Annotated in this window: 33 protein-coding genes and 1 pseudogene; 32 read left to right on the top strand and 2 right to left on the bottom strand. The window is 29.1% G+C overall.

All coding sequences use genetic code 4. The annotated features are described in order from the left end of the window. Positions 1–83 precede the first annotated feature (83 nt). The 3 genes from SSABA_RS04060 to SSABA_RS04050 all read left to right on the top strand — a co-directional run bounded on the left by SSABA_RS04060 (position 84) and on the right by SSABA_RS04050 (position 2,126). A complete protein-coding gene (locus SSABA_RS04060; protein ID WP_025251316.1) occupies positions 84–749 on the top strand; it encodes a coiled-coil domain-containing protein in 666 nt (221 codons plus the stop codon). Between the two features lie 63 nt (positions 750–812). Then, positions 813–1,373, top strand: a complete 561-nt coding sequence (locus tag SSABA_RS04055) for a hypothetical protein (RefSeq protein ID WP_025251315.1) — start codon at positions 813–815, stop codon at positions 1,371–1,373. A 3-nt stretch (positions 1,374–1,376) separates the two neighbouring features. Then, a complete protein-coding gene (locus SSABA_RS04050; protein ID WP_025251314.1) occupies positions 1,377–2,126 on the top strand; it encodes a class I SAM-dependent methyltransferase in 750 nt (249 codons plus the stop codon). A gap of 51 nt (positions 2,127–2,177) precedes the next feature. On the opposite strand, the gene SSABA_RS04045 is transcribed toward SSABA_RS04050, so the two are convergent. Continuing rightward, positions 2,178–2,780, bottom strand: a complete 603-nt coding sequence (locus SSABA_RS04045; RefSeq protein WP_025251313.1) for an FMN-dependent NADH-azoreductase — start codon at positions 2,778–2,780, stop codon at positions 2,178–2,180. 206 nt (positions 2,781–2,986) lie between these two features. On the opposite strand from SSABA_RS04045, the gene SSABA_RS04040 reads away from it, so the two are divergent. From SSABA_RS04040 to SSABA_RS04020, 5 genes are all read left to right on the top strand, one after another. Next, positions 2,987–3,232: a helix-turn-helix domain-containing protein gene (locus SSABA_RS04040; RefSeq protein ID WP_025251312.1), complete on the top strand. Its 246-nt coding sequence runs from the start codon at positions 2,987–2,989 to the stop codon at positions 3,230–3,232. A gap of 205 nt (positions 3,233–3,437) precedes the next feature. Continuing rightward, a complete protein-coding gene (locus SSABA_RS04035) occupies positions 3,438–3,761 on the top strand; it encodes a hypothetical protein (protein WP_025251311.1) in 324 nt (107 codons plus the stop codon). Between the two features lie 112 nt (positions 3,762–3,873). Continuing rightward, positions 3,874–4,347, top strand: coding sequence for a hypothetical protein (locus SSABA_RS04030; RefSeq protein WP_025251310.1), 474 nt, complete (start codon positions 3,874–3,876; stop codon positions 4,345–4,347). Between the two features lie 74 nt (positions 4,348–4,421). Next, a complete protein-coding gene (locus SSABA_RS04025) occupies positions 4,422–5,105 on the top strand; it encodes a hypothetical protein (RefSeq protein WP_025251309.1) in 684 nt (227 codons plus the stop codon). A gap of 195 nt (positions 5,106–5,300) precedes the next feature. Beyond that, on the top strand, positions 5,301–6,830 hold the full coding sequence (locus tag SSABA_RS04020; RefSeq protein WP_025251308.1) for a lipoprotein: 1,530 nt from the start codon (positions 5,301–5,303) through the stop codon (positions 6,828–6,830). Positions 6,831–6,984: 154 nt separating this feature from the next. Here SSABA_RS04020 and SSABA_RS05135 read toward each other — a convergent pair whose 3' ends face one another. Beyond that, positions 6,985–7,350, bottom strand: coding sequence for a hypothetical protein (locus tag SSABA_RS05135; RefSeq protein WP_148293485.1), 366 nt, complete (start codon positions 7,348–7,350; stop codon positions 6,985–6,987). Between SSABA_RS05135 and SSABA_RS04015 the strand changes: the two genes are divergently transcribed. From SSABA_RS04015 to rplE, 24 genes and pseudogenes are all read left to right on the top strand, one after another. Next, positions 7,325–8,629, top strand: coding sequence for a hypothetical protein (locus tag SSABA_RS04015; RefSeq protein WP_148293484.1), 1,305 nt, complete (start codon positions 7,325–7,327; stop codon positions 8,627–8,629). The genes SSABA_RS05135 and SSABA_RS04015 overlap by 26 nt on opposite strands. Before the next feature lies 1 nt (position 8,630). Further along, positions 8,631–9,269, top strand: a complete 639-nt coding sequence (locus SSABA_RS04010; RefSeq protein ID WP_025251306.1) for a hypothetical protein — start codon at positions 8,631–8,633, stop codon at positions 9,267–9,269. Positions 9,270–9,294: 25 nt separating this feature from the next. After that, entirely contained in the window at positions 9,295–10,101 is an 807-nt protein-coding gene (gene proC / locus SSABA_RS04005; RefSeq protein ID WP_025251305.1) for a pyrroline-5-carboxylate reductase, read from the top strand. Positions 10,102–10,163: 62 nt separating this feature from the next. Then, positions 10,164–11,366 carry an AAA family ATPase gene (locus SSABA_RS04000; protein WP_051464712.1) on the top strand — a complete coding sequence of 401 codons (1,203 nt, stop codon included), beginning with the start codon at positions 10,164–10,166 and terminating at the stop codon, positions 11,364–11,366. Continuing rightward, positions 11,367–13,340 carry a VWA domain-containing protein gene (locus SSABA_RS03995; protein ID WP_025251303.1) on the top strand — a complete coding sequence of 658 codons (1,974 nt, stop codon included), beginning with the start codon at positions 11,367–11,369 and terminating at the stop codon, positions 13,338–13,340. 10 nt (positions 13,341–13,350) lie between these two features. After that, positions 13,351–15,114: an excinuclease ABC subunit UvrC gene (uvrC, locus tag SSABA_RS03990; RefSeq protein WP_025251302.1), complete on the top strand. Its 1,764-nt coding sequence runs from the start codon at positions 13,351–13,353 to the stop codon at positions 15,112–15,114. Positions 15,115–15,224: 110 nt separating this feature from the next. Then, entirely contained in the window at positions 15,225–15,701 is a 477-nt protein-coding gene (greA, locus tag SSABA_RS03985) for a transcription elongation factor GreA (protein WP_025251301.1), read from the top strand. Between the two features lie 53 nt (positions 15,702–15,754). Then, on the top strand, positions 15,755–16,627 hold the full coding sequence (gene rsmI / locus SSABA_RS03980) for a 16S rRNA (cytidine(1402)-2'-O)-methyltransferase (RefSeq protein ID WP_025251300.1): 873 nt from the start codon (positions 15,755–15,757) through the stop codon (positions 16,625–16,627). Positions 16,628–16,720: 93 nt separating this feature from the next. After that, the gene (locus tag SSABA_RS03975; protein ID WP_025251299.1) at positions 16,721–16,999 is read left to right on the top strand and encodes a hypothetical protein; all 279 of its coding nucleotides are present in this window, start codon (positions 16,721–16,723) and stop codon (positions 16,997–16,999) included. 74 nt (positions 17,000–17,073) lie between these two features. Beyond that, the gene (gene nagB / locus SSABA_RS03970; protein ID WP_038673684.1) at positions 17,074–17,790 is read left to right on the top strand and encodes a glucosamine-6-phosphate deaminase; all 717 of its coding nucleotides are present in this window, start codon (positions 17,074–17,076) and stop codon (positions 17,788–17,790) included. A gap of 219 nt (positions 17,791–18,009) precedes the next feature. Continuing rightward, positions 18,010–18,321 carry a 30S ribosomal protein S10 gene (gene rpsJ, locus SSABA_RS03965; RefSeq protein WP_025251298.1) on the top strand — a complete coding sequence of 104 codons (312 nt, stop codon included), beginning with the start codon at positions 18,010–18,012 and terminating at the stop codon, positions 18,319–18,321. A gap of 49 nt (positions 18,322–18,370) precedes the next feature. Next, complete coding sequence (gene rplC / locus SSABA_RS03960; protein WP_025251297.1) at positions 18,371–19,204, top strand: 50S ribosomal protein L3; 834 nt, start codon at positions 18,371–18,373, stop codon at positions 19,202–19,204. Positions 19,205–19,215: 11 nt separating this feature from the next. Then, positions 19,216–19,842 carry a 50S ribosomal protein L4 gene (rplD, locus tag SSABA_RS03955; protein WP_025251296.1) on the top strand — a complete coding sequence of 209 codons (627 nt, stop codon included), beginning with the start codon at positions 19,216–19,218 and terminating at the stop codon, positions 19,840–19,842. Beyond that, on the top strand, positions 19,842–20,126 hold the full coding sequence (rplW, locus tag SSABA_RS03950) for a 50S ribosomal protein L23 (RefSeq protein WP_025251295.1): 285 nt from the start codon (positions 19,842–19,844) through the stop codon (positions 20,124–20,126). The genes rplD and rplW overlap by 1 nt, the downstream gene beginning before the upstream one ends. A gap of 46 nt (positions 20,127–20,172) precedes the next feature. Continuing rightward, positions 20,173–21,009, top strand: coding sequence for a 50S ribosomal protein L2 (gene rplB, locus SSABA_RS03945; protein WP_025251294.1), 837 nt, complete (start codon positions 20,173–20,175; stop codon positions 21,007–21,009). Positions 21,010–21,027: 18 nt separating this feature from the next. Continuing rightward, positions 21,028–21,297, top strand: coding sequence for a 30S ribosomal protein S19 (rpsS, locus tag SSABA_RS03940; protein WP_025251293.1), 270 nt, complete (start codon positions 21,028–21,030; stop codon positions 21,295–21,297). A gap of 19 nt (positions 21,298–21,316) precedes the next feature. Beyond that, on the top strand, positions 21,317–21,652 hold the full coding sequence (gene rplV / locus SSABA_RS03935) for a 50S ribosomal protein L22 (RefSeq protein ID WP_025251292.1): 336 nt from the start codon (positions 21,317–21,319) through the stop codon (positions 21,650–21,652). A 13-nt stretch (positions 21,653–21,665) separates the two neighbouring features. Further along, the gene (gene rpsC, locus SSABA_RS03930; protein WP_025251291.1) at positions 21,666–22,364 is read left to right on the top strand and encodes a 30S ribosomal protein S3; all 699 of its coding nucleotides are present in this window, start codon (positions 21,666–21,668) and stop codon (positions 22,362–22,364) included. Between the two features lie 3 nt (positions 22,365–22,367). Then, the gene (rplP, locus tag SSABA_RS03925) at positions 22,368–22,781 is read left to right on the top strand and encodes a 50S ribosomal protein L16 (protein ID WP_025251290.1); all 414 of its coding nucleotides are present in this window, start codon (positions 22,368–22,370) and stop codon (positions 22,779–22,781) included. After that, a pseudogene (gene rpmC / locus SSABA_RS05225) lies at positions 22,781–23,182 on the top strand (50S ribosomal protein L29); the annotation flags it as partial. The gene rplP and the pseudogene rpmC, both read left to right, overlap by 1 nt. Positions 23,183–24,678: 1,496 nt before the next feature. Further along, positions 24,679–24,939: a 30S ribosomal protein S17 gene (gene rpsQ / locus SSABA_RS03915; RefSeq protein ID WP_201766862.1), complete on the top strand. Its 261-nt coding sequence runs from the start codon at positions 24,679–24,681 to the stop codon at positions 24,937–24,939. A gap of 38 nt (positions 24,940–24,977) precedes the next feature. Beyond that, positions 24,978–25,346: a 50S ribosomal protein L14 gene (gene rplN / locus SSABA_RS03910; RefSeq protein WP_025251287.1), complete on the top strand. Its 369-nt coding sequence runs from the start codon at positions 24,978–24,980 to the stop codon at positions 25,344–25,346. A gap of 14 nt (positions 25,347–25,360) precedes the next feature. Beyond that, on the top strand, positions 25,361–25,678 hold the full coding sequence (gene rplX / locus SSABA_RS03905) for a 50S ribosomal protein L24 (protein WP_038673681.1): 318 nt from the start codon (positions 25,361–25,363) through the stop codon (positions 25,676–25,678). A 12-nt stretch (positions 25,679–25,690) separates the two neighbouring features. Then, positions 25,691–26,245 carry a 50S ribosomal protein L5 gene (gene rplE, locus SSABA_RS03900; RefSeq protein ID WP_025251285.1) on the top strand — a complete coding sequence of 185 codons (555 nt, stop codon included), beginning with the start codon at positions 25,691–25,693 and terminating at the stop codon, positions 26,243–26,245. Positions 26,246–26,247: the final 2 nt, after the last annotated feature.

Here is a 26,247-nt window from a genome sequence, read left to right as displayed (position 1 = left end):
AAAAAATTATAAAATAAATCTATTCAATCATTAGATAGTATATAATTTAATCATTGCTTTAAAAATATAAGAAGGAGAATAGAATGAAAGATATTTATTGAATACTTATTGGTTTGGCACTTTTAGCAATTGCCTTTGGGATTGCAGGAATTGCACTGGTAATAAAAAATTCGAAAAAAACTGAAAAGAAAAACTTAAAATCACAAAGCTTATTAAATCATTATGATACAAATCTAGATGATTTTAAAAAAATAAGTAAGGATTTTTTAAAAAATGTAAAAATTGAAACAAACTTAGATTATTTTGGTAATAGTGTAAAAACCGGACTACAATTTAGTCCAAATTTCTTAAAAAAATTAAATTTGGAACTTGACGAAGAGAAATTAGAAACACTAAACAAAAAAATTGCAGAATTATGAAATAACACTTATGAAACTATTGAAAAAAGCGTACTTGATTTGGAAAACTTATTTAACGAAAAAACCCAGGAACTACAAGATCAAATTGAAATTAAGCCAATACTGGTAAATGCCTATGTCTCTGGTTTGAATGAGATTCTAATTATTTTTAAAGATAATTTTGTAAGTGATATTTTTGCGCTAAAATTGGCATTGATGTTAGATGACCAAAATTTAATTCCAAAATCAGGTGAGAAAATTGATTTAAAAAACCTTAAATCTAAGATAGCCGATTTTAAAGCAAAGCTAAAACAATTGGTAAAAATGCTAGAAAAAGATTTAAAAAAATAAATTTTAACTTCTAATCTTTTTAATATGTTATAATTTATTAAATGATTATTGAGGCAGAAAAAAATGCGTTTTATTAAATTCTTAAATTTATCACAAATTTTTTTAAAAATTGGACTAACTATTTTAACAGTTAGTTTTTTGTTTATTGAAAAATTTATTTACAATAATCCCGATTGACTTGAGGTCGTTATAATTACTTTGATGTTAATGATTTTAATTTTTATTATTGAAATCGCGGTTGAATATCCAATTATGTTGCAATCAAATTCCCTAGCCTTGTTTCCGCCAATATTTTTACTGCTACCAGTTTTTAAAAAAATTCAAAAGCGTAAAATTATTGATGCAGAGAATTCTTGCCTAGAACAAACAGGCAAAGAAAAAATAAGTGAGAATCGTATAAAAATTTCTTACTTAATATCAAGCTTGGTTATAAAAGTAATTTTGGCATTTTTGCTAATTTTATTCAATATTTTAAATTCAGTACAAATTTATTGAACTTTTATTTTTATTATTGCTTTTGCTGTTATATTTACGATTGACATTATTTTGACAATTTACTTTATCAAGAATTTATTAAAAAATTCAAAATATATTGCTGGTAGAAGTGCCGTTTTGGAGGTATAATCTATGAAAAATTATTATGGAAAATTGAGTAGTATAATTTATAATTTAACTAAACCAGTTGGTTATTCTATTGATGGTGATCTAGAGTTTTATTTTGAAAAAATTAAAACAGCTAAAGGGATAATCTTGGAAGCTGGTGTTGGAACTGGTCGCATGCTAATACCCTTTCTTAGAAAGGGTCTTCAAATTGAAGGCATTGATAGTTCATCTGAAATGCTCCAGGAGTGTCAAGCAAATGTTTTAAGATATAATCAGGAAACAGAACTTATTCATGGACAAATAGAAAACTTCAATTTTACAAAAAAATATTCAGCAATAATAATGCCTACTGGAAGCATTTGTTTAATTCAAGATAGAACGTCTGTGAAAAATATATTAGAAAAATATTTTGATATATTAGAGGATGATGGTCAAATAATTATTGATCTTATTTACCCCAATTATTTTAAACCAAACTCAGAACACGAATTCGATTATAAGATTGACAAAAATTCTTTTATCAAACTTAAAAATATTTCAAAGGAAATAGATTGAATAAATCAAAAAACAAGCTCTCATTTAATTTATGAAAAATATATTGACAACGAGTTAAAAGAGACAGAAGTTCAAAATTTTGACCTTAATTGGTATGGGATGGAAGAATTTAAGGACATGCTTTTAAGTGCTGGATTTAGAAACATTGAATTTATTAAAAATTATGGAATAAATCGTGTACTTAACCTTAAAACCCTAACTGCAATTGCAAAAAAATAATAGTCTTTAACATTTTAAATGCTAAAGACTATTAAAATTTATAGTTATTTTTTAAAAAGTTGCCACTGCCTTTTTAATTTCTTCAATCATTGATAAAGCTACAGTCTTAGGATCTGTATTGAATGTCGGAGCTAATTTTGTTCCAGCAAGAAGAATTGGGGGATTCACTTTCGCACCAACAAATTCTCAGGTACCTCTTAAGTATTCTGTGTGATTTCCAAATGGGTATCAACCAAGAGGGGCCCCTTGAGTGGTTAATATCTGAACGTTTAGGTGAGGTAGTAGACCAACTGCATCTCCTTTTTTCGAATATTTATAAGAAAATGTTTCGTTTGCCATTAAAATGTGGTCAAGGTAGTTTTTAACAATTCCTGTCACTGCAAAATTATTCATTGGACAGTTTATTATAACTTTTGAGACATTTTTCAATTGTTCAATATAATGAATTGAATCTTCCTTGTTAAAAAATGTTCCAATGTTATTACTATTCAAACTAATTTGAGCCATTGGTTCGTTATTTAAATCAAGATTTATGATTTCTGCTTCCGGGTCTTTTTTTAAGTACTCCTCAATAAAAAGATTTGATAATGCTACAGAAAAAGACTTATCAGGACTACTTACTGACCCGTTTATTACTAATACTTTATTTTTCATTTAAATTTCTCCTTTGCTTAATATTCTATTCTTATTTAATTATTATTCAATACAAAAACAATAATTTCTATTTTGTAAAACCGTTTGAATTACTAAAAATTATAAATTATTAGTTTAATTTTATATTTTTCACACTCTTAGTGTTTAATTTGAAAAAAATCGTTTATTATATAAGTAGATTGTAAAAAAAAGAAAGGAGCATTAATTTGGCAAATCATCGTGGAAATAAATCAAATATTTTAAGTTTTGAAAAAAAATTAGAAATGGTAAAGGAACATTTTGAAAGCAATGTCCCATTAAAAGACTTGGTAGTTAAATACAATATTTCTTACTCAGCAGCAAGAAATGCTTGTTTGAATTATCAAAAAAAAGGACCGGATGCACTTCGCAATAACACTGGAAGAACATTCGGCTGAAATTCGCAAAAACCGTTCTCTTCAGGTCAAGAATAATGCTATCTAGCATTATATTTAAAAAAATGCAATCTTCAAATTATTTTAAATACCGTAAACAATTGTCTATTTAAAATAAAATTAAAATTAAAAACTTAATAAAATATTAAGTTTTTTTATTGCTAATTTACTATCTCTATTTTACTGCAAAAACGGGGCTCAGAAATTCTGCAAATTATGGTATAATAAAAAGTGAGGTATCATTATGGAAAAATTCAATATCGCTTGAGAAAATGCGATCAAATTCAATAATGTTGACGGCGCAAAGAGTCGAATGTGTTATATTTGTGATGATCAAATAAAATTCAATAAATTAGATTCAAGCGAAAAGCCGAAGGCTAATAGCTGAAACATAGACTGAGTAGACGGAAACATAAATAATAATAACAATTCAAATATAGTCGCAACTCACGCTGAGTGTAATAAAAACAAGGTAAATATTAACGGTTTCTGACTCTATATAAATAAAAAAAATTATGAAGACAGAATATCGTGAAACGATCAAGAAAAAGCAGCCTATTTTTTATAGAATTTAATTATTCTAAATAGCAAAAAAAAGTTAATTTATTTAACTTTTTTTTGCTATTTGAGGTTTTTTGGTACGAAGATTATTTGGATAATTAAATCAGAAGGAGAAAATAATGTTAAAAATTATGACCTTAATAACTTTTATAATTTTAATAAATGAGGAATATTATGTTGAATTAAAAGATAGACGTCTCTTGAACTATGTAATAAAAAAAAGTAACAAAAATCTAAATTTTATTTTAGAAAGTAAAAAAAATATGATGTTCATGAATAAGTATGATGAAATTTCTTTTATAAATTTGTCAAGATCGTCGTTAAATGGATGCTTTAATGAGATAATTAACGGAATAATTGATAAGTTACTAATGAAATTCAACATTTCGCAAAAATGAAAGACATATCTAGAAATATTCAAAGAAGATTTTCAAATTATTTTTTTGAATCCAAAAAGGTATATTTCATACAACTATCTCGCTGATATATTTTTTCTGCCATCTATATCTGGTACGAAAAAAAACTTAATAGAAGACTTTTTAAATGATTGCGATAAAACTAATACATTGGGATATGAATTATTGTTTCACTAGAATATTTAAAAATATTTTTTCTATTATGCAATATAAAATTGATATAATTAAATAAGATATTTGGAGGACATAAAATGCTTACAAAAAAACAAAAAAGTTTATTATTTTTGGCACTATTGCTTTCAATATTATTTGTTATTTTTGTCTGCATAATTAGTGTCCAACTGGATAAAGAATTTATTCAAATTTTTAATATTTCAAATAATTTAAATAAATTTAATGGCCTACAAAGAAACTTTAATATGGGAACTATTTTGTACAATAAGTTGCCAATAGAAATATTAATAAATTATTTGAATAGCCCTTGATTGTGAATATCTGTGATTGCTGTACTTAATATTTCAATGATTTTTAGTTTTTATACTTTAAAAAATAATGGTAAACTACTTAAAAAAATTAGTTTTTGAATTTTATTATTAATATCTCTTTCTGTAATTTTACTATCTTACAGTTTCTTTGCAATTAATAGCTTAGAAGACAAAGAAATTTTTAAATTAGAGTCAATTTTGAGTGACTTTTTAAAAAACAAGCAACAGTATAATAATGTCCAAAAATTAGTTTGATTTTTACCAAACTTAAGTTTAAAACAAATGCAAGTATTGAATAATACCCAAAATATTTCAATAATAGTTTCAGCATTAAGTGTATTTTTAATTTTTTTCAATTTATTTGTATTTTTTTCAATTTTTCAAAAAAATACAGGAAAAAAAGTAAATCACAATACAGTATTGATTAAAAAAAAGACTAAAAATATTTAATAGCTTCCAATTGCGATAAAAATGGACAAATAACATAGTTTTTTAAAAAACAATCATTCTTTCATGTTTTAAAAACAAAATCTAAGGCATTTATTTGATGTTTTTTATAAATAATAAAGTTTTAGTTACCATTATAAAATATAAGATTGCAGATATTATGATAAAATCACCTTATTAAGTAAAAGGGGTGAAATTATGAAGAAAATTTTAGCTTTATTACAGACGTTTTTTTTAATAGTGACCCCTTCAACAGTTTTGGTCTCGTGTGTGATACCAGAAAATGAAATCCCTAAAGAAAATAACGAAGCAATTGAAAGCCTAAATATTAGAAGAGATAATATTTTAGTTCTTGAGTCTTCAACAAGTAAAGATTTAAAATTGTTTTTTGAAAAACAACTTAATGAAACAATCCTAAATGAAAAATACGATATTGATGCAATAAAATACGATAAAAAAATGGAGCAGGGTTATTTCGTTTTTACACTAAATTCTGATGTCAAAAATTTTGGTAAAACTAACGAAGATTTTAAAATTTATTTTTCAACTAAAATAATTGATGCGGAGTCCAATTCTACAATAGCAGATTTTGACTTTACAACCGATATTTTAACTCATTTTGGAATCGAAGACTCAGAGCTTCAAGATTTATTAGATCAGTCATTGAATCATAATTCATTACTGAACAACAGTGTGTCGGTTACCGATATAAGTTACGAAAAATTTGAAAATAAAGGTTCTTGTATTGTTGAGATAGAAGAAGATATAGATTTAGCTTATAAAAAAGGTGAAGAAAAATATTTTGATTTTATTTTGAATTGATCTGACTATGATAATGCAGTTGGAAAAAGCCAAATTAATGGAGTTAATTTAGAGGGTCTTGGAATAAGAAGTGATTGGGGTTATAACGAAATAAAGGAAACAATATTTAGTAAAATAAATTCAGACACCGAACTAGAAGATAAATGAGAATTTTACGAAGAGGAAAAATATTTTATTTATGATCAAGTTAATAAAAAAGTAGATTTTATAATTCGATTTAATGAAGATATAAATGAAAAATTTAAAAAAGACCACTTTAAAAGAATGCAATTTAATTTGAATGAGTTTAACATTGATGAATTAAAAATACCTAAAAGCACTTTTTTTGGAACAAATTTTGAAGAAATAAAGCTTCAACCTAGCGACAGAAGCAAGGAACTAAACTCAAAAATAGAATCATTACTCAATGAAAATGGTAAATTAAAAAATAAGTATGAAATTAAAGAATTTCCAGAATTTGATAAAAATTTTAATAATAAAATTAGCCCTGATCACAATTTTATGATTCAAGCAAAAGAAGATATCGACATTTCCTTCCTAAAAGGCGATGTTCAATTCTTAACCTGTTCATACAAATTTGAGGGTGCAATAGACTTAATATTAAACGGTGATTTGAAGTACAATTTCTTGCTAGAATTATATCAAGAGGAAATCCAGACAATATTGGATAATGGAGTTGCGTATAATCAAACTATCGAAGATGTTCAAAAAAATTTAAATGAATTGATTTTTCATCAGCGAAATTTTAACGTTGAATTTGGTAAACCCAAATCAAATAAAGACATTATTTTTATGACCGATAATGAAAATTACGAGCTTACATCGTCGATTAGAGATTTTTCAAAAATAAGACTTTACGGTTTAACAACAAAAGTTTTGGGTGATATAACGTTTAACTTGAATTAGGAGAAATTATGAAGAGCAAAACCAGTATAATAAAAAATTTCGTTTTAAAAGAAACCCTCAAGTCTTGAGGGTTTATAGTTTTGGTGTGCTTAGTTTTAATTTTTCAAGTATTATTTAACTCTTTAGTTTTTAATTTATTTTCAAAATCAACAGATTACAAATGAATGCAAATAACATTAATATCAAACTCATCAGTATTAATGCTTTTTTTAATTTCTTTTCATTTTTGATACTGTGCAAAATTTTTTAAGGAAAATAATAAAATAGGAATTCTTAGTACCGAATACTCCATGGCTGTTCCCCCAAGAAAAATATTTTTTATCAGGTTTTTAATAAATCAATCTTTGATATTATTTATTTTATCAATGTCCTTTATAATAACTACCTTATGCTCATGATTTATAATAAGCGATCCATTTTTTGGAATAAAATTCTTTGCAAGTTTACATATTTCATTATTTTTAGTAAATTTAATTTTAATCGGAATGATTATTTTGTTACAAATTAGTTTACATAACATAATTTCTCTAGTTTTAGCGACTCTATTTATTAGTAGTTTATTAGTTAGTGATTTTTCAGGAAATATTCATTTTCAGATAATCAAAAAAGACGATATTTATTCAGAAGCCGTTAATGGAAAATTATTGAATCGACAAACTATTTCAATCGATAAAGCTGTTGAAGTTTATCAAATTTCAAAACATAATAATTTTATGAACGATTTAATAAAAAGTTTTACTTTTTGGGATTTTGCTTTCAAAGAAAGCAATTGCAAAGGAGAATTTTGTAAAATCGAAGAAAAGGATTCAAATATTTTATACAATGCTGTTTTTAATGATTATTTATTTTTGGATTTAGACAAAGTTGTTTATCAAGATGAAGATGAAAATAATTTTCAATATGAAATAAATTGAAACATTAATCAAGAAAATAATCCAGTTTGAAGTAATGCAGAAAACTCAAGGAGACTAAAACCACTAAGTACATTTTATACAATTCATAAAATTTTAAAGAATAGTAATAACGATGAAGAATATTTAAAAAGTGAAGATTGAACAAACTCCTTATTTAATGTAAATAGAAAAAATAACTCAGATGTGATTAATAATAACAATAATTCTTCAAAAACATTAGATGTTATTTTTGAAAATATTGATAATTATCAGAGCGAATTAAATTATTCATCAGAAGATATAATTGAAGTTTTTGAATTTGCCCTGAAATTTATTAATGACTTTTTTTACCAAATACCCAACCAGTTATCACCGATTGATATTTATCAAGATAACTCTGACTCTCTATTTTATTTGGAGGAAAATAGTGAGTTATACAAAGACTTTTTAGTATCATCAGGTGAGCGACTTTTGACGACAACAATTTTGCAGTTAGTAAGAAATGCGTGCAATTATAACTACAAACTTTTTAATCAAAATGATATTGATTTTTATATTAAAAATCAAAAAATGAATGTTTGATCAAATTATATGAGTCAATACTGACTTATGAGTAATTTAACTTTCACAAACAATTTAATTGAATATCAAAAGACAAATGGACCTTTCATGAATCATGCAAATAGATATTATTCAATTAAAATTGATAAGAACTACTATGAAACTCAAGATAAAATTGTTAGAACAGATGTGAATGAGTTCAAAGAGAGAAAAATTAAGATAACCGAGGCAAAGAAATTTATCGTTCCCATTTGAGAAATTTATATTTTATGATTTTTGATGAGTTTAGTTTCTTTAAGCACTTGCTACTTTTTTTATAGAAAAAAAATTATGAGGGGAAAATAAAATGGAAAAGTTGTTGATAGTAAATAATCTTAAGCAGTCAAATGATTCTAAAAATTTTTATAATGAAATTTCTTTTGAAATAAGTAAGCCAAGTCTGGTAAAAATTTATGATGAAGGTAATGGTAATTTATTTGAAATTCTTTCAGGGAAGGCAAATTATTTTTCGGGAAATGTTTTTTTGTTAGGAAAAAATTTGAAAGATTATCAGATTAAAGATAAATTGAGCTTATTTTTAGATCCAGAAAAACTTTCTTCAAGAATGATATTAAAAAATTATTTACAGTACATCGCCTTATTAAAATCTATTTCAAAAACAGAAGCTGAGCAGAGATTGACAAAGCTAATTCGTTTTTTGGAATTGGAGTATTTTTTATCTCACAGTTTAAAAAAACTGCCACTTTTACAAAAATATTTAGTTAGTTTAATCTGCTCGCTAATAGATGAACCACAAATAATTTTATTTAAATGAAATATTAATAAATTAGATTTTGAATCTCAAAAAATTTTTGAAAACTTTATTTTGAAATGCAAAGATAATGGGATAACTTGAATAATTAAGACTAATAATAATAATAATAATTTTGAAAATTTATTTTTCGATCAATTTATAAAAATAGTAAATGGAGCCATAGAGTTATAAAATGAAAAACGAAAGGAAAATAATAATGAAACCAAAAAAAATAGGATTTATTGGAATTGGAAACATGGCAGAAGCAATAATAAAAGGAATAAACAAAAATTGTAATAACAATTATGAAATATTTGGTACTAGTCGTAGTGTAAAAAAAATTGAAGATTTAGTTGACCAAAAAATGATTAAAAAAATAGACAACCCAGAGCTATTAATTGAAAATTCTGATTTTATTTTTTTAGGAATCAAGCCTAAAGACTCAATTGATCTTTTAGAACAATTATCAAAATTTTCTATCAAAGATAAAACAATTATATCTATGGTTGCTGGCCTACCTACTGAAGCAATTTTTAAAAGTTTAAATTATAAATCAACAAAGATTATCAGAATAATGCCAAATTTAAATGCTCAAATCGGTCAATCTTTAACGGCATATTTTGCGAGTTGAGAGATGTCAGAATTGGAGCGTAAAGAAATCGAATTTTTATTACTTGCCTTTGGTAATTTTTTAGAAATTCCAGAATCTTCATTTGCTGATTTTACAGCACTTGCAGGAAGTGGCCCTGCACTAATATTAGAGTTTTATAAAGTTTTTGAAAAATTTGCTTTAGATAAGGGTTTTGGAAAAAACGATGCTAAAAAAATGATTACAAATGTTTTTTTGCCAACTTTGGAAAATTATAAATTAAGCAATTTACCAATAGATACATTAATAGATAATATTTGCTCACCGGGAGGAACCACCATTGAAGGTATAAACGTTTTTCGGGAAAGGGGTATTTCCGAAGTAATTTTCACTGCAATGGAAGCCATAATTAGAAAAAGTGATAATCTAATTTAATATTTAACTCTTTGACTTAATAAGGCTATAATTATATAATTAAATTAATCAGGGAGAAATTTATGCGCGAAAAAATAGAAAAAATTGTTAATTTCTTGACCAGCAATTTATACGAAAGAGAAGAGGCTGCTCGATTGACTATTCTAGCAATGTTTGCTGGTGAATCAATTTTTTTGTATGGAAAGCCTGGATTGGGAAAATCTAACCTTGCCAAATTAATTAAATCAACAGTAAAGGATGGCAAAATATTTGAATATTTAATGAATAAGTATTCAACTCCTGATGAAATTTTTGGTCCACTAGATATTGATAAATTAACCCAAGGGGAATACTTAAGAAAAATTGAGGGTTATTTACCTTCAGCAGATATTGTTTTTCTTGATGAAATTTGAAAAGCTGGACCGAGTATTCAAAACACTCTTCTAACAATAATAAATGAAAAAGAATTTAGAAATGGATCAAGGGTTTTATCTGTTCCGTTGAAGCTATTGATTTCAGCCTCAAATGAGTTTCCAGATGAAAACCAAGGTCTTGAAGCTTTATATGATAGATTTTTGATACGTTATGAAATGGAGCCAATTCGTGATTTTGACAACATAGTTAAAATGGTTAATAACGAAGAATCTGAAAGTATAACATTAGAAAAATCTGACTTAATCACCCCACAAATGATTAATGAGATTATTCAAGTTGTTGATAATAAAACTGCTTCAAAAATTATTTTTTCTTCTGAGGTGCTTGAATTCATCGAGAAATTAAAAATCAATATTGAGGGTAAAACAGGGATTTACATTTCCGATCGCCGCTGAAAAAAAATTCTTCGACTAATGAAGGTGAGTGCAGTTTGCTCTAACCGAACAACGGTTGAAATGGTGGATACTTTTATTGTGAATCATACGTTATGAAATCGTTTAAATAATAATACCGTAAATGAGAGAACAGAAATAAATATTTTGTATAAAGAACTTATCAATAAAGAGGTGGGAGTTAATAATCAAGTTAGTTGAGCGGAGACTGAAATTAAATCCTTAACTGTTCAAGTAAAAAATGTTTTAAAAAATAATTTTGCAGATAAAAATTATACTAAGGAAATTGGAATAAGATATAAATCGATATTAAAACGAATTGCACAAGAACGCAGTGTTTTGACTAAAGCTAGCTCGGTTTTTTTTCCTGTTGAATTTAACGGAATTGACGGAGTAAGTGTTGAAATTAGAAACAGTTTTGAAAAATCTTTTGCAAAAATGCAAAAGCTGGTTAATTAAATGGCAAGTCAAAGCAAAATAGTTGAAAGTAAAATTTCTGAAAATTTGGATATTAAAATCAAAAATTTTAAAAAAAATTGGACTCTCGTTGATTACTATGAAGATTTCTATAAAAATACAACATCGTTAGAAAAAAAAGAATTGACACAACTTCTAGAAACTGCGTTTGAGGATTCAGAAATCTTAATTCGACGTTTTTTATCTCAAAGAAAAATCGAAAAAGATTTGGAATTTATTGAAAAAATGAAGAATTATTCTTTTGATTACAAAATAGATGATGTCAAAAATTTTTTAATTTTAAACAATTCTGATTTTAAGGAAGAGTTTTATACTCTTCCAGGTTTGTACAAAGAAGTTGTTATAGATGATTGAGAAAGATTTTTAAGCGAATTTGCGGCGAATGAAGTTTTTAATAGGCTTGTAGAAAATTTTAAAGTTTTAATTAAACCATTGTATGACAAATATTACAGAAATATTAGCAAGTATACAAATATAGCAAAAGAAAATGCGTTTCAATTTTTGGATACAAAGTTGCTTTATTTAAAGACACTCCCAGAATTTAATGATTACATATCACAACTTGAGGGTATTGGCAACGATTGATTAGTTAGAAAAATTAACGAAAGCATAAAGGGTTATTACAATCATTGGGCTAAAGTTATAAATAATTTAAAGCCTAATGAAAAAATACTTAAAAATATTAAGGTCATTGAGAAAAATTTGCAAAAAAATAACATTGCCGATCAGGAAGAAATTGATTTAACACTGACTCAAGTAATAGATTTATTTGAACCTAATTTAAAAGCAATAAAAAAAGAACAAGAAAAAATTTCAAGTCTTAATGACAATAGAGAAAATTTTGAAAATATTATAAAAATTTTGGAGACAGATGTAAATGATGAATTTCTTTCAGAATTAATTGTTTATATAAATGAAAGTGCAAATAAAGTAAGTCGTGAAATTAAAGCAGATATTTATGGAGTAAAGAGCTTCATCGAAACGGCGCAACCACTAAAGTCAATATATGGACCAGCCTGAGGAATCGACTTAGAAAAATCTTCTTCCAAAGATTTAGAGCTTGTATTGAAGATTTCTTATGAAATGCAAAACAATCTTGTCTTACAACGGCTTTTTGAAATTTTGGGTAAAATGAGTGGAGCAAAACAAGAAATTGATTCTTCAAGGCTTCAAAAATCATTTAGAAAAAAATATCAAATAGAGGAAAGTGAATACCCAGAAGAAATTTTAGGTCTTAAACTTTCAGCTGATTTTGATAGAATTTTATCAAGTGAATTGGCGTATTTAAAAAATCCTATTTTAAAGAAAATTTTTATGGCTAAATTTTTAGAGCAAAAATTTTTGACTTTTGACTACAAAAATATTGAAACATTAGATGAAAACGATCTTGCTCAAATTAAAAATTTAAGAAGTTTAAAAGAAGACGAGAGAAGAGGACCCATTATTTTGATAATTGACATTTCGGGAAGCATGCATGGAACCCCGGAGTTAGTTTCTAAAGCTGCAGCAATTGTTATGAGCTCGCTAGCTAATCGCGCTCGTAGAAAAATATTTTTAATAACATTTTCAACAGAAATTAATTTTTTAGATTTGACAAGTATGCATTCAGACATTAAAATTATGTATGATTTTTTATTTCAAAAATTTTCTGATGGGGGCACAGACTTCTCTCTCCCCTTAGAGAAGTCTTTAGATATTATGCATAATAATCAATTTAAAAATGCTGATGTTTTGATGATTTCAGACTTTTTGGGTGAACAAATCAAGCCTGAAATATTTCAAAAAATTAAAATATTTCAAAGTGAAAATAAAAACCGCTTTCATGCTCTGGTATTGAGTGACAATCCTAATATGGGGATTTTAAAGAGTTTTAATAATATTTGAGACTTAGACCCAAACGATATAAATAACTACAGAAAAACAATTAGAAAATTAAGCCAGATCGCGGAAATTTAGTGGGTGCAAAATGGAAATAAAAGATAAAATAACGACAATTTCTGATAAATCCGGGTGTTATCTTTTTTTAAATTTAGAAAACAAAATTATTTACGTGGGTAAAGCCAAAAATTTAAAAAGAAGAGTCTCAAGCTATTTTAAAAAAGTAAGCAACATTAAAACAATGCAACTTGTTAGATCTATTGCTGATATTAAAATAATGATAACAGAATCTGAACAACAGGCTTTAATTTTAGAGCAAAATTTAATAAAAAAATATAAGCCAAGATTTAATATCGTTCTAAACGATGACAAAAATTATCCATATATTGCTATAACCAATCAAGCCAATCCACAGTACAAGTATATTAGAAAGTATGACAAAAACTCTTTAAAAAGTTATGGTCCTCTTCCTGATGGCAGCAGCGCTAGGGAAATATTGAAAATGCTTGAAAGACTGTATCCTTTATGAAGATGTGGAATTACTTCTGGCAAACCGTGCCTATATTATCACATCCAACAATGTTCAGGCGCTTGCTTTAAAGAAGTGGAGTGAAATTATTACCAAGAAATGATTAATCAAGTTGATGCTTTTTTTAATTATGATAATTTGGTAGTTCAAGAAAAACTTATACTAAAAATGACTAAGGCAGCCGAAAATTTACAATTTGAGGAAGCTGGTCGAATCAAAAAATTGATTGAACATTTGAGTTTCTCAAAAATTGATCAAGAAATTGATTTAAATGATAATTTAAATCGTGATATAGTTGCAGGGGTTATTGAAAATGATAAAATTTCTTTTGTAATTTTGTTTTACCGAAGTGGTAAATTGCTTTTCAAAGATGAATACATTGGTGACTACCAGGGGCAAGAAATTACAGAACTTTATGAAAGTTATTTGGCACAAATTTATAGTAAAAACATGCTACCAGATTTTATTGTTATAGACAATGAATTTGACCTTTCAAAATTTGTTGAAAATTACTCCGGAAAACTAGTAAATGCAGCTGGCATAACCGAAAAGAAAATGTGAGATTTAGCTTTACTAAACGCTAAAGAATCTTTAAAACAGTCAAACCTAGCATCGGCTATAGTTAATAATAATGAGTCTACAATATTAAAAAAATTACAAGAAATTCTGGGATTAAAAAGCTATCCCCAACACATCGAAATGTTTGATGTTGCCAATATTTTAGATGAACATGTAACTGGAGCGATGGTAGTATTTAAAGGCGGTAAACCAAGTTACTCAGATTTTAGAAGATATAATATCGATATTTCAGATAAAGGGGATTATCAGCGATTTCAAAATATGGTTTATAGGAGGTATCAAAAACTTCTAAAAGGAAATTTAGAAGCTCCTGATTTGATAATTGCTGATGGAGGGATAATCCAAGTTAATGCAATTTTATCGCAATTAGAAATTCTAGGTCTGGAAATTCCTGTAATTGGTCTAGTAAAAAATGAGCGTCACAAAACTGACCACATTATTGATTTAGACAAGAATCCTCTCAAAATAAAAACTCAGTCTTCACTTTTTAACTTGCTTGCCAAGATTCAAGATACTGTGCATAACTTTGCTATTTCTGGTTTCAGAAATAAGCAAACAAAGTCTCTTACGCAAAACTTTTTAGAAAAGATACCAGGAATTGGTCCGACCACCATCAGTAAAATACATAGTATTTACCCCACTTTAAATGACATTAAGCAAGCATCTGTAAATGATTTAAAAAAAATTATTAAAAACCAAAAAGCTTTAGATAACTTATTGGTTTATTTACATGATCAAAAATAACTTATCCACATTATAAATGTGGATAATATTTGGATATTTTTTTATAGTATTTTTTATTAATAACTAAAATTTCGTATATAATCATATAGTTAATAAAAAGGGGATAAAATATGATTGATAAAACAGAAATAATACTTACAGCCGAAGGTTTAGAAGATCTTAAAAAAGAGCTGGATCACTTAATTAATGTTACAAGAAAAGATGTTATTAAAGAGCTTGTTGAAGCCCGTGCCCAAGGAGATTTGAGTGAAAATGCTGACTATGACGCAGCCAGAAATCGACAAGCGGAAGTTGAAGCTCGCATTAAAGAAGTCGAAAATATGATTTCAAAAGCCAAAGTAATTGATAGCAGTAAAAAAAGTGTCGGAGATGTTAAAATTGGTAGCCTAGTTACTGTAAAAAATCTTAAAACTAACAAAGAACTTGAGTTTAAAATAGTTGGCGCAATAGAGGCAGATCCTTTTAAAAATATGATTTCAAATGAATCCCCTTTGGCAAAATCTATTTTAGGCCTGTCAATTGGTGATACTGTGGAAGTTCGCGAAGTTCGCGAACCTTATAAAATAACAATTAAAGCAGTAAAATAAAATAATTACTTGGAACCTAATAAAATTTTATTAGGTTTTTTTATGGAGGCTTAATGAATATTCAAAAAACTTATAAAAATGGTAAACCAACTTTATTTCTAGTGGGAACTCCAATTGGTAATTTAGGTGATATAAGTTTTCGAGCAATCGAAATACTAAAAAGCGTTGATAAGATTTATTGCGAAGACACCAGAACAAGTAGAGTCCTACTAGATAAATACGAAATTAAAAAGCCATTGATTTCTTTTCATAAATTTAATGAATCCAGTAGATTTGAAGAAATTAAAGATGGTCTAGTTAAAGGTTTAAATTTAGCAGTAATTTCTGATGCGGGAATTCCAGTTATTTGCGACCCTGGCCAAAACCTAATTAGTAAACTAGTAGCAAGTAATTCAAATGAAGATTTTAATATTTGTTCAGTTAATGCTGGACCCGCCTATATCCACTCTTTAATAATAAGCGGTATGGATGCCAGTAAAAACAATTTTTTAGGTTTTTGACCACAAAAATTTAACCAACAAAATAATTTGATAGCATCGCTAAAATCTAACGAAACATATTCTTTATATGAATCTGTTCATAGAATTGAAAGCACACTTTTATTTATTTCAGAAAAAATTGGACCGGATTCAGACTTTTTAATCGCAAGAGAATTAACTAAAATTAATGAGGAAATAGTTTGGATAAAATCTAATGAAATAAAGGAGTATTTAGAAAAGGGTTTATTAATAAAGAAAGGCGAGTTTGTTATTGTGTTTTGCCCACAATTAGATAGTATAAGTAAAAAAATCACCATTTCTCAGCAAATTAAATTAGTTGATGACTTAAAAGAAAAAGGGTACAGCACAAAGGCTGCGATTTCTAAAACAGCAAAAGATTCAGGATTAAATAGAAATGAACTTTATGAAATTTACCATAAAAATTAGATTTAATTTCGTATTTATAATTTGGCATATTTAAAACTAAAATTAAAAGGGTTTTTTTGATTTTTTTTCCGAATAAATTTTGGGGGTGCTACATTGCTAGAATTAACAAATGAAGAAAAATATTTTTATAAAGGAGGTGCTGCAAAACAAGCTTTAACCGGTGCTTCCTTAAATGGAGTTTCACAAATAATTAATAGTGTTTCAGATTTTGTATCAACAATTGCAGGAATTGCTTTTATGTTTATAAACGGGACTAAACCGATAAAAGGCAGTTATAAATTGCATAATTTTGCAGCAACCTGAGATAACTCAGATGAAATAAAATTATCAAAAGCCGAACATATTAACTACAATAATCTACAGCTTTTTTAAATTATTGTTAATATTACCTTTTTATTTTTTTATAAAAAGGTAATATAATAGAGTAATTAAAAGGAGAATAGTATATGAAGGTAATTAAAGTATTAAACGAAAAAGAAGTGGGAAAAGTTGCTGGTGATTTAATTCTTTCAGCAATTCAAAGTAATTCTAGTTCTATTTTGGGATTAGCAACAGGAAGTACACCCGAGTCTACCTATGAGTATCTAATTGAAGACTTTAAAAAAAATAAAACTGATTGATCAAAAGTGAAAACCTTTAATTTAGATGAATATGTTGGCCTAAGTCCAGATCATAAAAAGTCTTATCGTTATTTTATGAACGATAAATTATTTCACAAGATTAATATAGATATTAAAAATACACACGTTCCTGATGGATTAAAAATTGAAAATCCAGAAGATTATGACAAATTGATTTCTAAAAATGGAGGAATTGACCTTCAGTTGCTTGGAATAGGGACAAACGGTCATATAGGATTCAATGAACCTGGAACAAGTTTTGATTCTTTAACTTCGGTTGTAGATTTAACTGCTGAAACTATAGAGGTTAATTCGCGTTTTTTTGAAAGCGCGTTAGAAGTTCCTAAAAAAGCCGTATCAATGGGATTAACATCTATTATGAACGCAAGAAAAATAGTGCTAATTGCAATTGGAAAAAACAAAGCAGAAGCAATCAAACAATTAATTAATGGAAACATTTCAATCAATTGACCTTGCACAATTTTGCAAAACCACAAAGACGTTACAGTAATAATTGATGAAGAAGCTGCCAGCTTAATTTAAATTGAAAAAACCAAATCTTTCAAAAGATTTGGTTTTTTTATAATTAATATATTCATTTATTAATATTAAATTGTATTTATATGACTTCCAGATTTTAATAAAATAATAAAAAAAGTATTGATTCTAATTTTAAATTGTGTATAATTTGAATTGCATGTATATTTTGTGTGCAAAAAGACAACACACAGACAAAAGTTGTCAATGCTAAGGAGGACTAATATGGCTCAACAACAAAAAATTAGAATTAAGTTAAAAGGTTATGATCACGCCATTGTTGATCAATCAATTGCTAAAATTATTGAAGCAGCTGAATCAACTGGGGCAAAGGTTAGAGGACCAATCCCATTACCAACAGATAAACAAATTATCACAATTCTTAGAGCTGTTCATAAATATAAAGATAGTCGTGAACAGTTTGAAATGAGAACACACAAAAGAATACTAGAAATTTTTAATCCAACACCAAAAACAATGGACATCTTAACAAGGGTTCAGTTGCCAAGTGGTGTAGACATAGAAATTAAATTATAGGTATTTATAACCAAAATATGCATGATTATCAAATAGGAGGAAATATCGTATGAAAGGAATCTTAGGACGTAAGTTAGAAATGACTCAAGTCTTTACAGAGAATGGTAAATTATTGCCAGTTACTGTAATAGAAATTCAACCCAATAAAGTTCTTCAGGTAAAAACTGTAGAATCTGATGGATACCAAGCTTTAAAACTTGGAGTTCAAGATAAAAGACAAAATCTTGTTAATAAACCATCAATGGGAAATTTTAAAAAAGCAAATTCAAATCCTAAGCGCTTCGTAAAAGAAATCAGAGATATGAACGGATTTGAGATTGGAGCAGAAATTACTGCATCTGATTTATTCGTGACTGGTCAATTTGTCGATGTAACAGGGATTTCAAAAGGTAAAGGATTTGCAGGAGCAATCAAACGCCACAACTACTCAAGAGGACCAATGGGACACGGATCGGGTTACCACCGTGGAATTGGTTCAATGGGAGCAATTATTAACAGAATTTTTAAAAGTAAAAAAATGGCAGGTCATATGGGACATGAACAAGTAACAATTCAAAATTTAGAGGTAATTTACATAGATTCATCTCGTAATTTATTGTTAGTTAAAGGTTCAATTCCGGGACCAAAAAAACAATTTGTAAGAATTCAAGAAAATGCTAAAGGCTTAAAAGCAAAAGAAGCTGTAAAATTGTTGATGAGAAGTGCAGTAGTAGCTGAAGAATCATCTCCAAAAACCACTTCTGACAATGAAGCAAAACAGTCTGAAGAAATCATTGAAACACAAATTGTTGAGGAAACTCCAAATGTTGAGGAAACTCCAAATGTTGAAGAAGCAAATAAAGTTGATGAAACAGTAGCTGAAAATGATAGTGAAGTTGAATAGGGAGGTATAACATGAAAGCACAAGTATATGATATTAAAGGCACAAGTGTTAAAGAAATTACTTTAAACGATAAAGTTTGAGCAATTGAACCACACCAGCAAGCTATTTATGACACAGTCGTTTCTCAACAAGCCGCTTTGAGACAAGGAACTAAAAAAACCAAAACCAGAGCAGAAGTTCGTGGTGGAGGTCGCAAACCTTGAAAACAAAAAGGAACTGGAAGAGCCCGTCAAGGTTCTATCAGAGCTCCTCAATGAAGAGGTGGGGGGATCGCATTTGGTCCGACTCCAGACATTAATTACAAAAAATCTGTTAATAAAAAAGTTAGACAATTAGCAATTAGAAGTGCTTTGAGTCTAAAAGCTAAGGAAGAAAACCTAGTTATCATTGACAAATTTAACTTTGAAAAACCATCCACAAAAGGAATGGTTGAAGTTATGTCAAATTTGAAAGTTGATAATCAAAAAATTTTAATTATTACTAAAGAAAACGAAGAAATTGTTATTAAATCAGCTGGTAATTTACCAGGTGTTAAAACACTAGATTCACAAAAAATGAATTTATTTGATATTTTAAATGCAAGTAAATTAATAATCACAGAGGATGCGGTTTTACGTGTCGAGGAGGTCTATGCATAATGCACTTAACTAACGTTATTAAAAAACCGGTATTGACTGAAAAATCATACATTGGTCATGCAAATGGTGTATATACTTTCGAAGTTGACCGTAGATCTAACAAAACTCAAATTAAAAAAACGTTTGAGCAAATTTTTCAAGTAAAAGTTGAATCGGTAAGAACAATGAATTACGATGGAAAAGAAAAGAAAATGGGAAAATTTGTTGGTACAACAAATAATAGAAAAAAAGCTATCATCACTTTAAAAGCTGGTGAAACATTAGACTTATTAAACGACTTATAGAAATAAATTATTGTAAGCGTGTAGTTTGGCGATAAGGGGGAAAATTATGCCAATTAAAAAGTATAGACCTATAACCAATGGTCGTCGTAATATGACAACAATTGACTATAGCGTTCTAACCACATCAAAACCGGAACCTTCATTATTAGGAAAAATTAATGAACATGCCGGAAGAAATAACCACGGTCAAATAACCACTCGTCATAAAGGTGGCGGGCATAAAAGAAAATACCGTATTATAGATTTTAAACGTAACAAAATGGATATTCCAGGTAAGGTTGCAACAATTGAGTATGATCCAAATAGGAATTCATTCATTTCTCTAATTAATTATGCTGACGGAGAAAAACGTTATATTTTATATGTTAAAGATTTAAAAGTCGGAACAGAAATTATAGCATCAGAAAACGCCGACATTAAATTAGGTAATGCAGCGCCACTAAAAAACATTCCAGAAGGTACTTTAGTTCATAATGTGGAATTAAGACCTGGTAAAGGTGGACAAATGGCTAGAAGTGCTGGTTCGAAAGTACAAATCTTAGGTAAAGACGATGATGGCAAATATGTAACTCTTCGTTTGGCTTCAGGAGAAGTTAGAAAAGTTTTGGCAGAATGTTTTGCAACAATTGGAGAGGTTGGAAATGAAGAGTACAACTTAGTTAATTGAGGTAAGGCTGGTCGAAACCGTTGAAGAGGTATTAGACCGACAGTTCGTGGTTCAGTAATGAACCCAAATGATCACCCGCATGGGGGGGGAGAAGGTCGTGCCCCAATTGGTCGTAAAGCGCCTTTAACTCCTTGGGGTAAAAAAGCTCTTGGAGTTAAAACTAGAGACAAGAAAAAAGCTTCTACTAAATTAATCGTAAGAAGAAGAACTAAATAGGTTAGGGAGGAATAATATATGTCAAGATCACTTAAAAAAGGACCATTTATCGATGATTATTTATTAAAAAAAGTCGAATCTCTTGGTGAGAAAAAAGAAATTATCAAAACATGATCACGCCGTTCAACTATCTTCCCTAATTTTATTGGGCATACTTTTGGAGTATATAATGGAAAAGAATTTATTCCAGTATATGTAACAGAAGATATGGTTGGTCACAAATTAGGAGAGTTTTCTCCCACAAGAAAATTTGGTGGTCACGGAGACGACAAGAAAAAGAAAAAATAGGTAAGAGGAGACAATTATTATGGAAGCAGTAGCTAAATTACAAATGATTCGTATCGCACCTAGAAAAATGAGACTTGTTGTCGATACAATCAGAAATAAAAAAATTGCAGATGCTGTTGCAATTCTAATGAATTTAGATAAAAGAGCGTCTGAACCAGTATTAAAATTATTAAATTCAGCTGTTGCCAACGCTGTTAACAATAACGGAATGGAAGCAGATAAATTATTTGTTAAAACGGTTTTTGTTAATGAAGGAGCAACCCTAAAAAGATTTAGACCAAGAGCTCATGGTAGAGCTTATGAAATTTTAAAAAGAACAAGTCACGTAACTATTATAGTTAGCGACATAAGATAGGAGGGGTAGAATTATGGGACAAAAAGTATCGCCAAATGCATTGCGAATTGGAATAATTAGAACTTGAGACAACCGTTGATTTGCTGAAAAACAAGAGTATGTTAAATGATTACACCAAGATATTAAAATTCGTAAAAATGTTTTAAAAAAATTAAGAAATGCTGCAGTTTCAAAAATTGAAATTGAAAGAACAAAAAAAGAAATCAAAATCATCATAAAATCTGCTCGTCCTGCTATTGTTTTAGGACAAGAAGGTAAAAATATTGAAAATATTGTCCTTGAAGTTAAAAAAACAATCAAAGATAGAACAGCCAATATTAAAATTGATGTTGTTGAAATTAAAAATCCAGACGTTGATGCAACTTTGGTTGCTCAATGAATTGGAGAGCAAATCTCAAATCGTGCTTCTTTTAGAACTGTTCAGAAATTGGCAATTCGCAAAGCCTTGAGGGCAGGAGCAAAAGGTATCAAAACCTCAGTTTCTGGAAGACTTGGTGGAGTTGAAATGGCTAGAACTGAAGGTTATCTAGAAGGTTCGGTACCATTAAGTACATTAAGAAGCGACATTGATTACGCTTTATATGAGGCTAAAACTACATATGGTCAAATTGGAGTAAAAGTTTGAATTAATCATGGAGAAATTTTAGTAAAAGAAGTAAAGAACAAAGATAAAATGATTGCTTCAAAACCCGATGTAAAGGAGGCGAAATAATTTATGTTAATGCCAAAAAGAACTAAATACCGCCGTCCGCATCGTGTAAGTTATGAAGGTAAAGCTAAAGGAGCAAGTTTCATTGCTTTTGGAGAATATGGATTAATGTCTTTGGATGGAGCATGAATTACTACTCGCCAAATTGAGGCTGCTCGTATTGCAATGACTCGTTATATGAAGCGTTTTGGAAAAGTATGAATAAGAATTTTCCCACACATGGCAAAAACTAAGAAACCATTAGAAGTTCGAATGGGGAGCGGAAAAGGTGCACCTGAAGATTGAGTAGCAGTAGTTAAACAGGGAACTTTTATGTTTGAAATAGCAGGGGTTCCAGAAGAAACTGCAAGAGAAGCTTTGAGATTAGCAATGCACAAGCTTCCAGTTCGCTGTAAAATAATTAAGAGAGGTGAAGAATAATGTCTAAATCAGTAGAATTAATGACTGAGTTAAGAAGCAAGACTGTTGAAGAACTAATTAAACTTGGTGAAGAACGTCGTGCCGAATTATTCGCCTTGAAATTTCAAGCAGCAGTTGGTAGTTTAGAACAAACCCACCGTATTTCTTATATAAAAAAAGAAATCGCAAGAATTGAAATGTTGCTTTCTGAAAAGAAAAATTCAGGATCTTTAGTTAATAAAAATATCAAAGTTGATTATTCAAAAGCTGTTGAAGCTGCTGAAAAATCAGGTAAAGAAGTAAGAAAAAAACAAAAAGAAATGATTGAAAAACTTCAAGCAGAACAATTTGGAGAATCAGATAATCAAGAAGATTTAATTTTGAAAGCAATGGAAAACGTAGTTGCCGAAGAAGAACCAATCATTGAAGAACCAATCATTGAAGAACCAATCATTGAAGAACCAATCATTGAAGAACCAATCATTGAAGAACCAATCATTGAAGAACCAATCATTGAAGAACCAATCATTGAAGAACCAATCATTGAAGAACCAATCATTGAAGAACCAATCATTGAAGAACCAATCATTGAAGAACCAATCATTGAAGAACCAATCATTGAAGAACCAATCATTGAAGTTATTAAAGAAGAAGCCGAAGAACAAACAAATTTTGAAGCTGAAAAAGCAGAAGCTGAAAAAGCAGAAGCCGACAGAATAGCAGCCGAAAAAGCCAAAGCAGAAGCCGACAAACTAGCGGCTGAACAAGCAAAAGCAGAAGCTGAACAAGCCAAAGCAGAAGCCGACAAACTAGCAGCTGAAAAAGCCAAAGCAGAAGCCGACAAACTAGCGGCTGAACAAGCAAAAGCAGAAGCCGACAAACTAGCAGCTGACAAAGCCAAAGCAGAAGCCGACAAACTAGCAGCTGAAAAAGCCAAAGCAGAAGCCGAAAAAGCCAAAGCAGAAGCCGACAAACTAGCGGCTGAACAAGCCAAAGCAGAAGCCGACAAACTAGCAGCTGACAAAGCCAAAGCAGAAGCCGACAAACTAGCAGCTGAAAAAGCCAAAGCAGAAGCTGAACAAGCCAAAGCAGAAGCCGACAAACTAGCAGCCGAACAAGCAAAAGCCAAAGCAGAAGCCGACAAACTAGCGGCTGAACAAGCCAAAGCAGAAGCCGACAAAGCCAAAGCAGAAGCCGACAAAGCCAAAGCAAAACTTGAAGCTGAAAAAGCCAAAGCAGAAGCTGACAAAGCCAAAGCAAAACTTGAAGCTGAAAAAGCCAAAGCCAAAGCAGAAGCTGACAAAGCCAAAGCTATTGCAGATGCTGAGTCAAAAAGAATTGTTGAGGAAACAAAAAAACTAGCAGCTGAACAAGCCAAAGCCAAAGCAGAAGCTGACAAAGCTAAAGCAAAAGCCAAAGCAGAAGCTGACAAAGCCAAAGCCAAAGCAGAAGCCGACAAAGCCAAAGCAAAACTTGAAGCTGAAAAAGCAAAAGCCAAAGCAGAAGCTGACAAAGCCAAAGCAAAACTTGAAGCTGAAAAAGCCAAAGCAAAACTTGAAGCTGAAAAAACTAAAGCAAAATCTGAAAAATTAATAGCTCCTAAAGCAAAATCTATTTCAGAACCTAAAAAAGTTAATCAGGAAAATACTTGATCAATTAAAAAACCAAAACTAGCAGAGATTACTAAACCAAAAAAAGTTGAACAACCTGAAATTAAAAGAGTTCAACTTGGAAAAACAGAAGCTAGTGATGTTGAAGGTATTAATTTAAAATTACAGTCAAAACCAAAAAACTCAAATACATATGTATTTGGTTCAAATGCAGCAGAAGCAAAAAGACAAATTGAAGAGGCAAACAAAAAAGCAGCAGAAAAGCGTTTGGAAAAACGCCAACAAGCTGCTAAAAAAGGAGCAGTTAAATAATGGACAGAAATAGTAGAAAAACATACCAAGGTAGAGTTGTTTCAGATAAAATGGAAAAAACTATTACCGTACTTGTTGAAACATATAAAAATCATCCAGTGTACAAAAAGCGTGTTAAATATTCTAAAAAATATAAAGCTCATGACGAAAACGGAACTGCTAAAATTGGGGATAAAGTTGAAATTATGGAAACCAGACCCCTATCAGCAACCAAAAACTTTAGACTTGTAAGAGTAGTAGAAAAGGCCGTTGCTTAGTTTATAGGCAAGGTATTTAAGAAAGGTTAGTGAATTAAATGATCCAAAATGAATCAAGATTAAAAATTGCTGACAACTCAGGAGCTAAAGAAGTTTTGGTAATCCGAAACTTGGGTGGAAGTGTTAGAAAATTTACAAACATTGGTGATATTGTTGTTGTAACTGTTAAATCTGCTGCTCCTGGGGGAGCAATCAAAAAAGGTCAAGTTGTTAAAGCTGTAATTGTTAGAACTGTTAGAGGTTTACGTAGAGATGACGGAACCTATATTAAATTTTCAGAAAATGCTGCTGTAATTATTAAAGAAGATAAAAATCCTCGTGGAACGCGTATATTTGGTCCAATTGCGCGAGAAGTTAAAGATGCTGGTTTCTCAAAAATTGCTTCTTTAGCTCCAGAAGTTTTATAGGAGGCTTAAGATAAATGAATAAACAAAAAATCATTAAAGGTGATGTTGTAAAAATTATTGCCGGAAGTCACAAGGGAAAACAAGGACCAGTATTAAAAATGTCAAAAGACAAAAAAAGAGTAACTGTTGAGGGTGTTACAGCAATTAAACATTTTAAACCAACTCAAAATGATTCAGAAGGTGGGATTAGAGAAATTCCAACCACTGTTGATATATCAAATGTAGCAATCGTTGATCCTAAAAATAAAAATAACTATTCAAAAATTGGTTACCAAATTATTGATGATAAAAAAATTAGAATTGCGCGCAAATCAAAAGCGCCTCTAAAGTAGAAGGAATAATATATGGCAAGTAAATACGTAAGTCGTTTAGAAAAAAATTACAAAGACAAAATTGTTCCTGAGCTTTTTAAAGAGAAACAATTTAAATCAGTAATGGAAGTTCCAAAATTAGAAAAAATAGTTATCAATATGGGTATTGGGGATGCTGTTCATGACGTTAAGAAATTAGATGATGCAGTAAACGAATTAACTCAAATTACAGGATCAAAACCTTTAGTAACAAAAGCCAAAAAATCATTAGCAGTTTTTAAATTGCGTGAAGGAATGCCGATTGGGACTAAAGTAACTTTAAGAGGTCGTAAGATGTATGACTTCTTAGATAAATTAATAAATGTTGCACTTCCACGTGTAAGAGATTTTCGTGGAGTACCAAAAACCAGTTTTGATGGTTTTGGTAACTATACACTAGGAATCAAAGAACAAATCATTTTTCCAGAAATTGACTACGATAAAGTTAAAAAAGTAAGAGGAATGGATATTACTATGGTAACAACTGCAAAAAACAATACCGACGCATACTCATTATTGGAAAAAATGGGAATGCCTTTCGTAAAATAGGG

The organism is Spiroplasma sabaudiense Ar-1343, from assembly GCF_000565215.1.
GTDB classification, from domain to species: domain Bacteria; phylum Bacillota_I; class Bacilli_A; order Mycoplasmatales; family Mycoplasmataceae; genus Spiroplasma_B; species Spiroplasma_B sabaudiense.
Note: the sequence above shows the minus strand (reverse complement) of the source record. Positions and strands in the feature narration are given on the sequence as shown.